This is a genomic window from Piscinibacter defluvii, from assembly GCF_004011805.1.
GTDB lineage: Bacteria > Pseudomonadota > Gammaproteobacteria > Burkholderiales > Burkholderiaceae_C > Piscinibacter > Piscinibacter defluvii.
Genome location: NZ_RCHJ01000014.1, coordinates 230,726 through 242,343, shown reverse-complemented (window position 1 = coordinate 242,343; position 11,618 = coordinate 230,726). Strand labels below are relative to the sequence as shown.

The 11,618-nt window shown below is 66.0% G+C and carries 14 protein-coding genes and 1 tRNA gene; all 15 read left to right on the top strand.

What is annotated here, in order from left to right; all coding sequences use genetic code 11:
- The first annotated feature begins 10 nt into the window (after positions 1 to 10).
- Positions 11 to 85: transfer RNA gene (locus D9C15_RS22170), tRNA-Arg, on the top strand.
- A 163-nt stretch (positions 86 to 248) separates the two neighbouring features.
- Entirely contained in the window at positions 249 to 1,460 is a 1,212-nt protein-coding gene (locus D9C15_RS22165; RefSeq protein ID WP_128000639.1) for a tyrosine-type recombinase/integrase, read from the top strand.
- A 1,607-nt stretch (positions 1,461 to 3,067) separates the two neighbouring features.
- Positions 3,068 to 3,289, top strand: coding sequence for a hypothetical protein (locus tag D9C15_RS22160; RefSeq protein WP_128000638.1), 222 nt, complete (start codon positions 3,068 to 3,070; stop codon positions 3,287 to 3,289).
- Positions 3,289 to 3,495 (top strand): hypothetical protein, encoded by a 207-nt coding sequence (locus tag D9C15_RS22155; RefSeq protein ID WP_128000637.1) that lies wholly within the window; start codon positions 3,289 to 3,291, stop codon positions 3,493 to 3,495. Before D9C15_RS22160 ends, D9C15_RS22155 begins: the two co-directional genes overlap by 1 nt.
- Positions 3,496 to 3,497: 2 nt before the next feature.
- Complete coding sequence (locus tag D9C15_RS22150) at positions 3,498 to 4,586, top strand: AAA family ATPase (RefSeq protein WP_164886812.1); 1,089 nt, start codon at positions 3,498 to 3,500, stop codon at positions 4,584 to 4,586.
- A 569-nt stretch (positions 4,587 to 5,155) separates the two neighbouring features.
- Positions 5,156 to 5,608, top strand: coding sequence for a crossover junction endodeoxyribonuclease RuvC (locus D9C15_RS22145; protein WP_128000678.1), 453 nt, complete (start codon positions 5,156 to 5,158; stop codon positions 5,606 to 5,608).
- Positions 5,605 to 6,093 carry a hypothetical protein gene (locus D9C15_RS22140; RefSeq protein WP_128000635.1) on the top strand — a complete coding sequence of 163 codons (489 nt, stop codon included), beginning with the start codon at positions 5,605 to 5,607 and terminating at the stop codon, positions 6,091 to 6,093. The genes D9C15_RS22145 and D9C15_RS22140 overlap by 4 nt, the downstream gene beginning before the upstream one ends.
- Entirely contained in the window at positions 6,083 to 6,715 is a 633-nt protein-coding gene (locus D9C15_RS22135) for a hypothetical protein (RefSeq protein ID WP_128000634.1), read from the top strand. The genes D9C15_RS22140 and D9C15_RS22135 overlap by 11 nt, the downstream gene beginning before the upstream one ends.
- 139 nt (positions 6,716 to 6,854) lie before the next feature.
- Entirely contained in the window at positions 6,855 to 7,361 is a 507-nt protein-coding gene (locus D9C15_RS22130) for a hypothetical protein (protein ID WP_128000633.1), read from the top strand.
- Positions 7,362 to 7,459: 98 nt separating this feature from the next.
- Positions 7,460 to 7,630: a hypothetical protein gene (locus D9C15_RS33490; RefSeq protein WP_164886811.1), complete on the top strand. Its 171-nt coding sequence runs from the start codon at positions 7,460 to 7,462 to the stop codon at positions 7,628 to 7,630.
- Positions 7,614 to 8,099, top strand: a complete 486-nt coding sequence (locus D9C15_RS22125; RefSeq protein ID WP_375138813.1) for a terminase small subunit-like protein — start codon at positions 7,614 to 7,616, stop codon at positions 8,097 to 8,099. Before D9C15_RS33490 ends, D9C15_RS22125 begins: the two co-directional genes overlap by 17 nt.
- Positions 8,100 to 8,377: 278 nt before the next feature.
- On the top strand, positions 8,378 to 9,196 hold the full coding sequence (locus D9C15_RS22120; protein ID WP_128000631.1) for an LPD22 domain-containing protein: 819 nt from the start codon (positions 8,378 to 8,380) through the stop codon (positions 9,194 to 9,196).
- Positions 9,193 to 9,882 carry a hypothetical protein gene (locus tag D9C15_RS22115; protein ID WP_128000630.1) on the top strand — a complete coding sequence of 230 codons (690 nt, stop codon included), beginning with the start codon at positions 9,193 to 9,195 and terminating at the stop codon, positions 9,880 to 9,882. The genes D9C15_RS22120 and D9C15_RS22115 overlap by 4 nt, the downstream gene beginning before the upstream one ends.
- 1,016 nt (positions 9,883 to 10,898) lie before the next feature.
- A complete protein-coding gene (locus D9C15_RS22110; protein WP_128000629.1) occupies positions 10,899 to 11,228 on the top strand; it encodes a hypothetical protein in 330 nt (109 codons plus the stop codon).
- Positions 11,229 to 11,250: 22 nt separating this feature from the next.
- Positions 11,251 to 11,610, top strand: a complete 360-nt coding sequence (locus D9C15_RS22105) for a hypothetical protein (protein WP_128000628.1) — start codon at positions 11,251 to 11,253, stop codon at positions 11,608 to 11,610.
- The last annotated feature ends 8 nt before the right edge of the window (positions 11,611 to 11,618 follow it).

The window sequence follows — 11,618 nt, the reverse complement described above, 5'->3', positions numbered from 1 at the left end:
ATCGCGCCCTCCCGCCGTAGTTCAATGGATAGAACGGCCGCCTCCTAAGCGGCAGATACAGGTTCGATTCCTGTCGGGGGGACCAGTTCAGGGGCCGAGGATGTCCAGCCAAGTCCGCTTTCCGTAGTGAATACGAGGTGCGGCAGCGAGCAAGAATCCGGGCTAGTCCAGCCAAGTCCAGTTGAAGCCTGGCACTCGTGGGGGTAGATTCAAGCCTCAGTTACCCACTACCCACGACGAGTTACCCCATGGCGCTGACTGACACGGCGATCAAGCGGGCCAAGCCGCAGGAGAAGGCCAAGCGCCTGTACGACAGCCTCGGCCTGTACCTCGAGGTGTCTCCCGCGGGCGGCAAGTGGTGGCGCTTCAAGTACCGGTTCGACGGCAAAGAGAAGCTGCTGTCGCTGGGCACCTACCCCGAGGTGAGCCTGGCCGAGGCACGCGAGAAGCGCGACAGCGCCCGCAAGCAGGTCGCTGCTGGCGTCGACCCGAGCGCTTCTAGAAAGGCCAACAAGGCCGCCCGCGCCGCCGCGGTAGCCAACAGATTCGAGGCTGTCGCCCGGCAGTGGCTCAAGCATCGCGGGCCGAAGTGGGCGCAGCACACGGCCGATCTGATCGAGGCCAGCTTCGAGAACCACGTCTTCCCGAAGCTGGGCCGCACGCCGATCGCGGACATCAAGCCCGCGGACGTGCGCAACGTGGTCAAGGCAGTAGAGGCAACTGGGGCCAGTGAGACCGCGGGCCGAGTGTTCCAGCGCATTCGGGCAGTGTTCCGCTACGCGATCCAGCACGAGCTTCTGAACGTTGACCCGACCTACTCGCTACGGTCCGACGAGATCCTGAAGGGCCACCGGGTGAAGCACCGCCCTGCCCTGTCGCAGGCCGAAGCGCCAGCGTTCTTGCGCAAGCTGGACAACTACGAGGGCGACCCAAGCACGAAGAATGCGCTTCTCCTGCTCATGCTGACCGCAGTTCGCCCCGGGGAACTGCGCGGCGCGCGCTGGGACGAATTCGACACCGAGCGTGCGCTGTGGCGCATACGTGCGGATCGCATGAAGATGAAGACCGAGCACTTGGTCCCTCTGTCGTCCCAGGCGCTTGCCGTGCTCGCCACTATGAAGCCGCTGACCGGTGGTGACGAGCTGGTGTTCCCTTCCCCCTTCTACCCCGGCAAACCGTTGAGCGAGAACACGCTGAACAGCGCCTTGGCGCGCCTGGGCTACAAGGGGACGGCAACGGCGCACGGCATGCGCACCCTGTTCTCGACGATCGCCAACGAACACGGGTTCGCGCCTGACGTGATCGAGAAGCAGCTAGCGCATGAGGAACGCGACGACGTGCGCGCGGCCTACAACAGGGCCATGCACCTACCGGAGCGGACCAAGCTCATGCAGTGGTACGCGGATCACTTGGACAAGCTGCGTGACGGGGCAGAGGTGATCCCGTTCAGGGCTGCCTGACCCTTTCAGGCAAGGCGGCCCGGCATGCTGCTGTCACAGCGAGCCGGGCCTAACCACCCACCACTAGGAAGGAGTGATGAATGGCTGACATCGATTCAAACACACTCGTCAGACTCGGCCGTCACGCTAAGGTTCTTGCCGCGCTGCAACATCTGTCGCACGGGGTTCATCATGCGTAGGGGTGGCTACTGTCCACCGCGACCTGAGCTCGTCGAGGGCGAACTGACCCTGCACATCGTTCCTCGACAAGGTGACTACTGGGAGGGCACGGCAGCGCAATTGATCGACGAAGGGTTGATTCCGGACGGGTTCGAGTGGCCTGGGGACACGGGGCCCCACACGTTCACGCACGCCGGTTTCGAATGCAGCATTCAGCGGCGGAGGCGGCCCGGCTCTGGTCGAGGCGCATGGGGCCACCACGACTGGTGGCAGGTATGCCGCTTGTGCGAGGGTCGCGGCGGGGACGAGGCAACGCTGTACCAGATGCAGGAAACATTGCGTCGGGAGTTGTGGCGCCGCGGGCCGATAGGGAGGGCCATGGTCGAGCGCACTCTCCTTGCGTGGCGAGACAAAGACTTTCAGGCCTTCAAGACCCGTTGGCTTGGCCTTCGTCCGCCACGGTGAAGGGCAGAACTGACGTGCCAACGAGCAGGAACAAGCTCGGGGCGAAAGGCTCGGGCAAGCTCGGCCGGCCGAAGCATTCAACAGATGCCGATTTGGAGAGGGACAATACCCTGATCGCTCGGGCCGTCTATGTGCTGGACGGTTGGGGCTTTGTGCTGATGCCTGGCGGCGCGGGACCGTCACCGCGCGGTGCGCTTGAGTGCGTCGCGTACGCCGCCAAGTCGGTGCTCAAGCGAAAAGACTCCAGTGGGCAGCCTCTTAGCCACAAGCGTGTCGAGCAGCTCTATCGGTCTTGGTGGCGAACGGAATACGACCGCTGGCACCGGAACACGTTGGTGGATCCACCTGACCCGAACGTGCCAACAACGCCGCCCGTCGATTGGAGCCGCTTCACACGCGAGTCAAGGCGCCGCCGAGTGCCGGGCAGCCTGGCAAGGCTGCCGTTAGCGGATATTGCGATGCACCTCTTGCTGCACGACGGATCGTGGGCTACCGCGGCAGAAGAAGAGGCGATCACCCTCGCGACCGGCTACACGGGCCCCGCGCCGGAGTTGACTCCTCGTACTCTGCAGAGGGAACTCGTCTACCCCATGCCGGCCCGTCTTCGCAAGACCATCAAGGCGGGACTCGCTCCGCGCCCGCGCGGCCGGAAAAGACGTAACAGACCAGTTAAGTAGCGAACGCGACGGCCCCTTCCTAAAGTGCTCCGGTCTAGTCTGACCCGGAGCAAAGATGGCAGAGTACGAACAAGCCCGTCCGAGCCGTGCAGAGCGTGCACAAGGCTTCGACGCGCTACCCGATTCGGCGCTGATCAGCGTCGACACCTGGGCTGCGATTCAGGGTGTCGCACGGTCGACGGCCTGGGCTCGGATCAAGACTGACCCGCAGCATCCGCGGCCGCTGCGCTTGTCACGCGGGTGTACTCGCTTGAAGGCGGGCGACTGCCGCGCGTACCTCGTGGCGAAGCAGGGCGGTGCCACAGCATGACCGCCGGCCGCACCTCTCTCTCGCCTGCCGACGATCCCGCCAAGGCAGAACTGCTCAAGCTCGCGCGGCGCCATTCCGTCAAGGTCAGGCTGCGCCGCGCCGCACGCCTGGCCGGCGAGCCCTTCGTGGAGCTGCGCAGTCGCCCGGGTGATCTGCAACTCGGCGTCTTCCGGGATTGCAGCGCTGCCTCACGCTTCTTGGCAGGGGGCGCACGCTGATGGGCGCCGCCTACCTCAACGAGCATGGGGCCCAGGAGGCGACGGGCGCGATTCAGGCGCAGCGCATCGTCGATGCGCTGCGTGACGGGCGCGTTTCGCCTGAGCAAGCGTGGATGCGGTTCGTAGAACTGGCGAGTGAGCACGGGTGGAAGTCAGCGGCCTGTCGGGCCTACCTGCTTGAGCTTTCCAAGCGGGCGACTGTCTGATCGTGTCTGCCGCCCACCCGTTGGCCCCGGTCGCCTGTGGCGTATCAGAGCCGACCATCTGGACCGCCGGCAACTACCTGCGCCAGTTCAAGCCGATCGAAAGTGTCATCGACGGGCTACCCGTACCGCGCGGTGGGCTCGTGTCGATCACCGGACCAACCGGGCACGGCAAGACCACGATCAGCGTGGCCCTTGAACTCGCTTTCGTGCGCGGCAGCAGGTTCGCCGGCCGCGAGGTGACGAAGGGGTCTGTGCTGGTGCTGGCCGGCGAGAACCCGGACGACTGGGCCATGCACCTGGCAGCGACGCTGCAGGACCAAGGTGTCGACCGCGCGGGCCTCTTCGACCACGAGACGAAGACTGCGCTACTCGTCGTCCCCGGCGTCTTCTCCGTGGCGTTCGGGCTCGACTACCTGCGCGAGAAGCTGTCGAACTGCGCCGGACCGCTGGTGGCCGTCGTCGTCGACACGTCCGCTGCCTTCTACCAGGGCGACGATGAGAACAGCAACACCGCCATGCGCGCCCATGCCTCTGCGCTGCGCGAGTTGTCCACCTTGCCCGGCAATCCGGCAGTGATCGTCCTATGCCATCCGACCAAGGGCGCGACCAAGGACAACCTGCTGCCGCGCGGCGGCGGCGCGTTTCTGGCCGAAGTCGATGCGAACCTGACGACGTGGAAGGACGACGCCGGGGTAATCGAACTCCACTGGGCCGGGAAGATACGCGGTGCCAACTTCGACCCGTTGCGCTTCGATCTCCACCAAGTCGAGCTTGCAGGCTTGAAGGACTGCCGCGGCCGGCCGATACACAGCGTCGCCGCCCGTCACCTCGCTGACGAGCGCGCCGAACAACTCGAGGCGCGCGAGCTGAACGATCAAGACCGGGTGTTGATTGCGCTGCGTCGAGATGCTGGCAGCCTCGCCGACCTGGCACGGGCCTGCGGGTGGATCAACGAAAGCGGGGAGCCGCTGAAGGCCCGCGCAGACCGCCGACTGAAGAAGCTGCACGCCCTCGGACTCGTTGAGCAAGACCGGAAGGGAAAGTGGCGTCTGACGACCAAGGGCCACAAGGACGCGGAGGCCCTTCCATGACCGATACGGTTGCCGAAACGTCTCGTTCGAAACGACAGGCCGAAACGGGTGTGAGACGAAACGCCGCAAACCCGCGCCATTGCTTGGTTTCCCGCGATACGGCAAGTGACACGCGGACCGAATTCTCGGCCGATACGTTCCATCCCATCCCTAGGGATGGAACGGTGAGACGGTGGCGCGCCAATGCCTGACGCCTGGGCCTTCCTCTGCTCCGTGCTGGCCGACCCCTCAGCGAGCCGGTTCCTCATCGAGCGGCTTGCGCGGCTGCCGGCAGTGGTGTCGTGCCATCGTGGAGAGGCACCGCGGCACAGGGATCCCGGCTTGCCCGACTTCCAGCACGCGGAGTTGTGGAAAGCGCTCGCGCGGGATGACGACAGGTGAGAGCGGGTACCACGGTTTCGGCACCTGCATCGCGCGCGTGCGCGCGCGGCGGGTTGTTGGACGTTGATGGAGTTGGCGATGGTTGTGGCGAGCCGGTGCGGACGCATTCGCTTGCTCTGGAAGGATCCGCATTCCCGGGCGTCAGTCAGTCGGAGCGGCCAAGTTACCCGGATAGCTACCCACGCAGCATCCTCGCACTTGACCTCGGCACGTCGACCGGCTGGGCGCTGCGCACGCCCGAGGGCCGCATCGTCAGCGGAACGGAGTCCTTCAAGCCGGGCCGGTTCGAGGGCGGCGGGATGCGCTTCCTGCGCTTCCGGCGCTGGCTGGCCGAACTCAAGACCACGGCCGAGCCGATTGGCGCTGCGTACTTCGAGGAGGTGAGGCGCCACGCTGGCGTCGACGCTGCGCACGCCTACGGCGGATTCCTCGCCACGCTCACCGCCTGGTGCGAACACCACCAGATTCCCTATGCCGGGGTTCCGGTTGGCACGATCAAGCGCCACGCGACCGGCAAGGGCAACGCCGACAAGGCCACGATGATCGCCGCGGCGCAGGCTCGCGGCTTCACGCCGGCCGACGACAACGAGGCCGATGCACTCGCGCTGCTGGCCTGGGCGATGGCGCAAGGGCCGGCGTGACTGTTCCGCTCTACGCCGATCTCGCGGCACGAGCAGCGATAGACGCGCTGCTGCGGGGATCCGCTTTGCCTCACGCCGACGAGGCCGCCGAGGTGTTGTCCCGGGCGCTGGACGCCTGGGCAACGCGCGCGCTGCACGGTCGCAAGAGTGCGCGCGTGCGAGCAGACCGCGCTGCCGCCGTGAATGAAGCGCTGAGCCTCCTGGCCGAGGGGCTCCCTCTGCATCGGATCCCGACACGGGATGCGGTCGAGTCCCTGCGCGAGCGAGCCAAGGCATTGCGGGTAGACCACCCGTACCACGCGCAAGTCGTCAATGAGACCGTGCTAAGCGACAAGAGGCTGGGTCAGTTCATACGGCGGAGGCGAGCCGAGAAGCTGGCCGAGTGCGCCGGTCTACTCGGTACCGAGTCGCACGGTATTTCGCCGAGACAGCAGGCAGACGGACCATTGCAGAACCTTAACTTCGACCTGAGCCATGACGGATGAAACCCTTCCCCCCGATGACGCCGCTGCCAAGGCTGCGCAGCAGGCCATCAGCGGAGCGCGCAAGACCAGCGGCCGGCGCGCGCGGGCCAGTCACGACGCGGATGTCTCAGCCGAGGCTGATCCGCCGGCTGCGGAGCAAACGCGGGTAGTCAAGTCGCTGGCGCCTCAAGTGGCCGAGTTCGTCACGGCGCGGCACCGCGCCTACGCGCCCGACGACATGACCGTCCACGATCTGACCGACCATCGCGCCTGGTTCGCTGGTTCGCAGCTCAAGCTGAACGACATCGTGGAAGTCGTCCACAGGGAGTGGTTCGCGATGTGCCTCGTCACCGACTGCGGCCCGGGCCGGACCATGGCAGAGGTGATCCTCTACCGCGACCTGTTGCGCCCGCAGTCGGACGCCACCCGCAAGGGCAGCGCGCTGCCCGATGGCTATGTGGTGCGGCTGTGCCCGCCGGGCTCCCGCAGCACGTTCGAGGTCTTCCGCCCGCACGACCAGGTTGTCATCTCGAGAGGAACCAAGCTGCACACCGAGCGTGAAGCCGAGCAGTTCGCGGTGAAGTTCAAGGAGGAACTGGTGCGGAGTGCGGCGCGGGCCGCGGCGAGCAAGCGCGGCAACTGACGTGGACCATTTCCCCGAAGGTGAGGCCCGAGTCGTTCGGGCCATCGTGCCGGAGCCCGCAGCGGGGCCCGACGCGCAGTCGCCGGAACCGAACTCGCTTCTACCGGACGCGGAACCGAGCGCTGAGGAAGCCGACCCGATGCAACTGCTCGCCGACGACGTCGCCCCAGCCGAGCACGACGCCGGATCTGCCGTCTACGACGACTTCGCCGGCCTGCTCGGCGACATCGGCGCGCCGCCGCAACTGATCGAGGCGATCGTCGACGGGTTCGCCGACACGGCGGACTACTCGGCGCGCGACGCCGAGGAACGCCGCGCAACCGAGACCGAACTGCGCGAGGTGTGGGGCGACCAGTACGGTGCCAACGTCGAGGCGATCCGCTCGTACCTCGAGCACGCACTGCCGCCCGGCGTCGGCAACCTTGTCATGAACGCCCGAGTCAATGGCCGCGCACTGCTTAACGACGTGGGAGTCGCCATGCACTTGCAGCAGGTGGCGGCATCCATGCCGGCTGTACGGTCGACAGGCGACCTGGCCCGCGACATTGCCGCGCTCGAGGCGGTGATGGGCGACGACCCGCAGCGCTACCGCCGAGACCTGGGCATGCAGGTTCGGCTGCGCGCGCTCTACCGGCAGAGGGGCTAGTGGCTGAGGTCATGCAGTTCAGTAGGTGCGCGGACGACGCTGAGCACAAGGCGGCTCTCGCTCGAGTGCGACGAATCATTGCGGGCATGCCACCGGCAATGATCGCCGAGCTTCTGGACATGCTCCGCCCCTGCGTGGGAACTCGCGACGAGTCGGAGACTGCGCTTGACGTTGTGTGGCGGATCCGGCGCATGGGCGTGGCCATGGCCGACCCCGAACTTGTCGTTGCCGAGTTCATTCGCATGGTTCGCGATGGCCAGACCAAGTGACTATTCCCGGGACCTGGCCGTCGAAATCGCATGGCGGTCGGCCGAGGGTAAGAGCCTCAAGACCATCTGCGAGGAGCGCGGTATGCCGACGCTGCGCACGGTGTTTCGCTGGCGTCGCGATCACCCGGAGTTCGATCGACTCCTACAGGCGGCGCATGCCGACAAGGCCGACATCCTGTTCGAGGAGATGATCGAGATCGCTGATGCCCCGGTGGCAGATGCGGCCGAAGCCGCGCGCGCTCGCAACCGCATTCAGGCCCGGCAGTGGGCCTGCGCCAAGCTCCGGCCCGATCGCTACGCAGAGCGTTCGGTCAACGCGCACGTCGTGCCCTCGGACCCGGAGAGGCCCTTCAGTGAGCGGACCCCGCGCGAGCGCATTGAGTTCGGCATGCACCTCGCCTTCATGCTTCGGCTGGCCGCCGAGGACATGCGGCGGGAGCGTGAAGGAAAGGCCTCGACCAATGCCTGAAAGCCTTCCTTCCCTGGACGCAGCGATCCGTCTACTGACCGGCGAAGCCGACGAGCCAACAACCCCGGCCGAGCCGTTGCCGGCGCCTGCTGCGCAAGCCGACGCCGCCCCGGTACGCGCACCGGCTCCGATCCTCGAGCGCCCGATTCCCGACGAGGATGGCGTGCCGTCGCGCTGGCGGCGACACATCCTGCCGGCCAGCGCCCTCCCTCCCGTCAACCGTGGCCGCGAGCCACTTTCAGCAAGGATCCGGCGTCACAGCCGGAAGTGAGACGCACATGGGTCAATACGCAGACCTACTTGACGAAGCCGTCGAGGCCACTCTCGCCGACACCGGCGGCGACGAATCGACCGCACGATCCGCAGTCGACTCGGCGGTCCAGTCCGTCCTGAGCGAGGACCGGACTGCGCTGCGCTCCTCCCTGTACGGCGCGGCGGGTGGAAGCCCCGACGAGGCGGCCAAGGCCGCGAAACTCGCGCGCACCACCGGCAAGCCAGGCGAGGTGATCCTGCGCAACCTGCGCGAGGTGGAGCGCCTTGCGCTGGTGGATGAACTCGAGCAGAAGGCGTTCGCCTCTCCTGCGCTCGCCAAGCGTATGCGCGAGGACCGGATCTTCGCGCAGCAGGCGCAGGATGACGCTGACACCCTGGGCGGCATCGAGACCACGATCCGCATGCTCAAGAACTTGCCCCCGGCGGCGGCGGCTGGCGTTCATCGCCTCGGTGGTGGCCTTTGGGGCGCCGCCGCCGCGCCTTTCGAGGTGGCCGGCCAGGCGTTCGGTGCGGCCGAGGCCGGCATCGCTCGGATGATGGGCGCGGACGGCTACGAGCCGAGCAACGTCGGTACGAAGGTCGGCGGCTTCCTGCTCAATGAGCAGCGTGCGGCCGATGCCGTTGCGCAGCGGGTCGGGCCGCAGGTTCCGACTGATGCAGGAGTGTTTGAGCGCGGTCTCTACAGCGGGGTGCAGTCCCTGCCGACTTCGGCGCTCGCGCTTTCGGTCGGGATGTTGCCAGGGGGGCAGAACGCGGCACTTGGCATCCTGGGCGCCACGCCCGGCGGCGCGTCGTTCGCCCGTGAGAGGTCGTCGCGCGCATGAGCCTCTTGAACTTCTACCAATTCGACGACGACACGGCAGCCGTGGCCGTCGACACGCTGGACAGCCGCGGCAGCGAGTCCGCAAAGATGCTGGTGCTGCCGCATCTGGGCGCGGTGATCGCCGGTCGTGGTCGAGCCGCTGTCTCCAAGGGCATCGCGGCCCGGGTCATGCAGTTCGCCAGCTTTGACCAGGCAGCCAACGAACTGGAGCGCGAGCTTGTCGAAGTTCACGATGCGCTTCCTGCGCACGACGAGGCCGCGGCTGCTTCGCTCGGCATGAGCGTGGCATCGCTGTACGAGCGCGAGTTCGGAACCGATGGCAGTGACGTGCGCTACCTCGGCGCGGAATGCCTGCTCGTGGGCCTGTCAGCACGCACGGGCCACATCGAGGCCACCTACATCAAGCGCGCCCGACCGGGTGCTTCTGCAGAGGTGCTCAAGCGCGCGGGGCTCGTGGTGAGTCCGCCAGAAGACGAACTGATCAAGGCCGCGCCGCTGATGCTTGCGACCGACACCGGCGCCTACCTGCTGGCCTCGCTTCAGCTCGAGCGCTGCGCCGAGACCAAGCGGCCCGGCTACGGCGGCCGGCTGCTGGTCGCGCGGATGAAGCGCGGCGAGGTCACGGTGCGGGATGTGGGCAGGCTCGAGCGCCAGGCCCACGCTACGCAGGCGCAGCGCGCCTCGTAGCCCCGGGTCCGGCTCAGGCGCGCACCGAGTCAGCACTCAGCGACGCGCCGGCCAACTCGCCCTCGGGATACAACACGGTGGCCTGGCGTTGGGCGTCTCCTGCGGCCTCGTTCGGATCAGAGAACGTGCGTTCGCAGTAGTGGACCTCGGGCCATGGGCGTGCATGGGTCGCGCCCAGCACAACTCGGCCGCGGAACCGCTGACGAAAGGCTAGGCGAGCCTGTTGCAGAAGAGGGAGTTGATTGCAGTTGGTCATGGTGTTGGAGGGGATGTGAGCGGACGACCCGCTCGGAACCCAGCGTAGAGGGAGCCGATCGCGGTCTATGTGGGGTATTCAGCACGGCGACAGCGGCGGTAGCCGCTCGATGTCGTCGTGGGCGCCTGTTGGCGAACTAGCCGGGTTCACGGGCGAAGATCTCGGCGGTGCTTCCGGAACATCGCCCTTCGCTTGGCGTGGGGCTTGCTCACACAAGGGTCAACGACGCAGGATGCACCAGTCTGGTGCAATCATCCCTTGATTGAGCGAAGACTTGCTGGAAACCCCTAGTACATCGACGGCAATGGCGCGTTGGACCCGTCATACTGCGCGCGACCCATCGACAGTGCGGCAGTAATGTGCCAACCGAACTCGATCCATCCTGAAGCGGCCCGCGAATATGACGACATTGCGGTCAATGGCAGCGCCACACAATGTGCGGTCGCTACGGCTGCATGGATCAACGCGCTACGCGCTTGCTGGAGAAGTAAGTCAACGAGTTATCCGCTCACGGCAACCTACTCGAAGGGGCCAGGGCAGCCTAGCGCGAATCTTCACATTGTGGAATCTGTAGTGAGGTCATTGCCCGTATTCGGGAGAGTCACAAAGGGCGTCGCGATTGCGGCGGTCTATGACGACGGCGCCCACAAGTGTCAAGACGTGCTCGCTTGCGACGTTTCCGCAAGCCCTTGGTGGCATGGGGACTACCCGCAGGCCCGTGCTGGCAGACGGCTGCCCTAACTCTCGATGGAGTGTTGTGATGGATCCGATCTCGCGCGAACAATTTGACAAGCTCTACCCGCCTGATCGGCGCAATCCGATGATGAGCTTCATCATCGAAAATAGCGGTGTCTATGAGGCCCTTCAGCAACTCCTCAACGATGCGCAAGAGCCGGGGAATATGTTCACCGCGACACTGCCGCCGCGACACGTTCCACTGGTTGGTGGAGAAACCCAGAGCGCCATCCTGATTGCGCTTGCCCGTGAGAACGGGCTGGAAGTTCGAGAGATCCCCGCGTGGAAGGGCATCAGTGGTGTGACTCTTGAAGTCCCCGGCAAACCCCTGAGTCTCACCGTCACTTACGAGTAGCGCCTCGTCTGCGGGCAAACCCGTGGACGCTCTATCGCTAATCGCGAACGCGCTCGAAGTTCTATCGGATATTGTCGGCGCTGTCGGCGCGCTGGTGTTGCTGGCTCCGACGGGCCGATTGATTGAAACCCGGCGTGAGCTCGAAGCAAGCCGACGGAGCCTGCAACTAGCCGAGAACGAGGGACAAGCTTCGCATCAGCAAATTGCACTCCTGCGCGAGCAGTTGCGCAGGGCCGACGAACGCGCTGACGAGTATGACCCGGTAGACAGGCGGAGGCTACGACAGGGGCTGGTGCTTGTCGCTGCCTCGTTTGCGATCAAACTCGGCTTTCACCTTCTCGACAAGGCGCCGCTCGATTGGCTTTTCGAGATGTTGCGATAGGCCTTTCG

Excerpts from the sequence above, each read along its gene's own strand:
- D9C15_RS22165 (WP_128000639.1), top strand. The coding sequence starts at position 249 with ATGGCGCTGACTGACACGGCGATCAAGCGGGCCAAGCCGCAGGAGAAG.
- D9C15_RS22160 (WP_128000638.1), top strand. The coding sequence starts at position 3,068 with ATGACCGCCGGCCGCACCTCTCTCTCGCCTGCCGACGATCCCGCCAAG.
- D9C15_RS22155 (WP_128000637.1), top strand. The coding sequence starts at position 3,289 with ATGGGCGCCGCCTACCTCAACGAGCATGGGGCCCAGGAGGCGACGGGC.
- D9C15_RS22135 (WP_128000634.1), top strand. The coding sequence starts at position 6,083 with ATGACGGATGAAACCCTTCCCCCCGATGACGCCGCTGCCAAGGCTGCG.
- D9C15_RS22130 (WP_128000633.1), top strand. The coding sequence starts at position 6,855 with ATGCAACTGCTCGCCGACGACGTCGCCCCAGCCGAGCACGACGCCGGA.
- D9C15_RS33490 (WP_164886811.1), top strand. The coding sequence starts at position 7,460 with ATGATCGCCGAGCTTCTGGACATGCTCCGCCCCTGCGTGGGAACTCGC.
- D9C15_RS22125 (WP_375138813.1), top strand. The coding sequence starts at position 7,614 with ATGGCCAGACCAAGTGACTATTCCCGGGACCTGGCCGTCGAAATCGCA.
- D9C15_RS22120 (WP_128000631.1), top strand. The coding sequence starts at position 8,378 with ATGGGTCAATACGCAGACCTACTTGACGAAGCCGTCGAGGCCACTCTC.
- D9C15_RS22115 (WP_128000630.1), top strand. The coding sequence starts at position 9,193 with ATGAGCCTCTTGAACTTCTACCAATTCGACGACGACACGGCAGCCGTG.
- D9C15_RS22110 (WP_128000629.1), top strand. The coding sequence starts at position 10,899 with ATGGATCCGATCTCGCGCGAACAATTTGACAAGCTCTACCCGCCTGAT.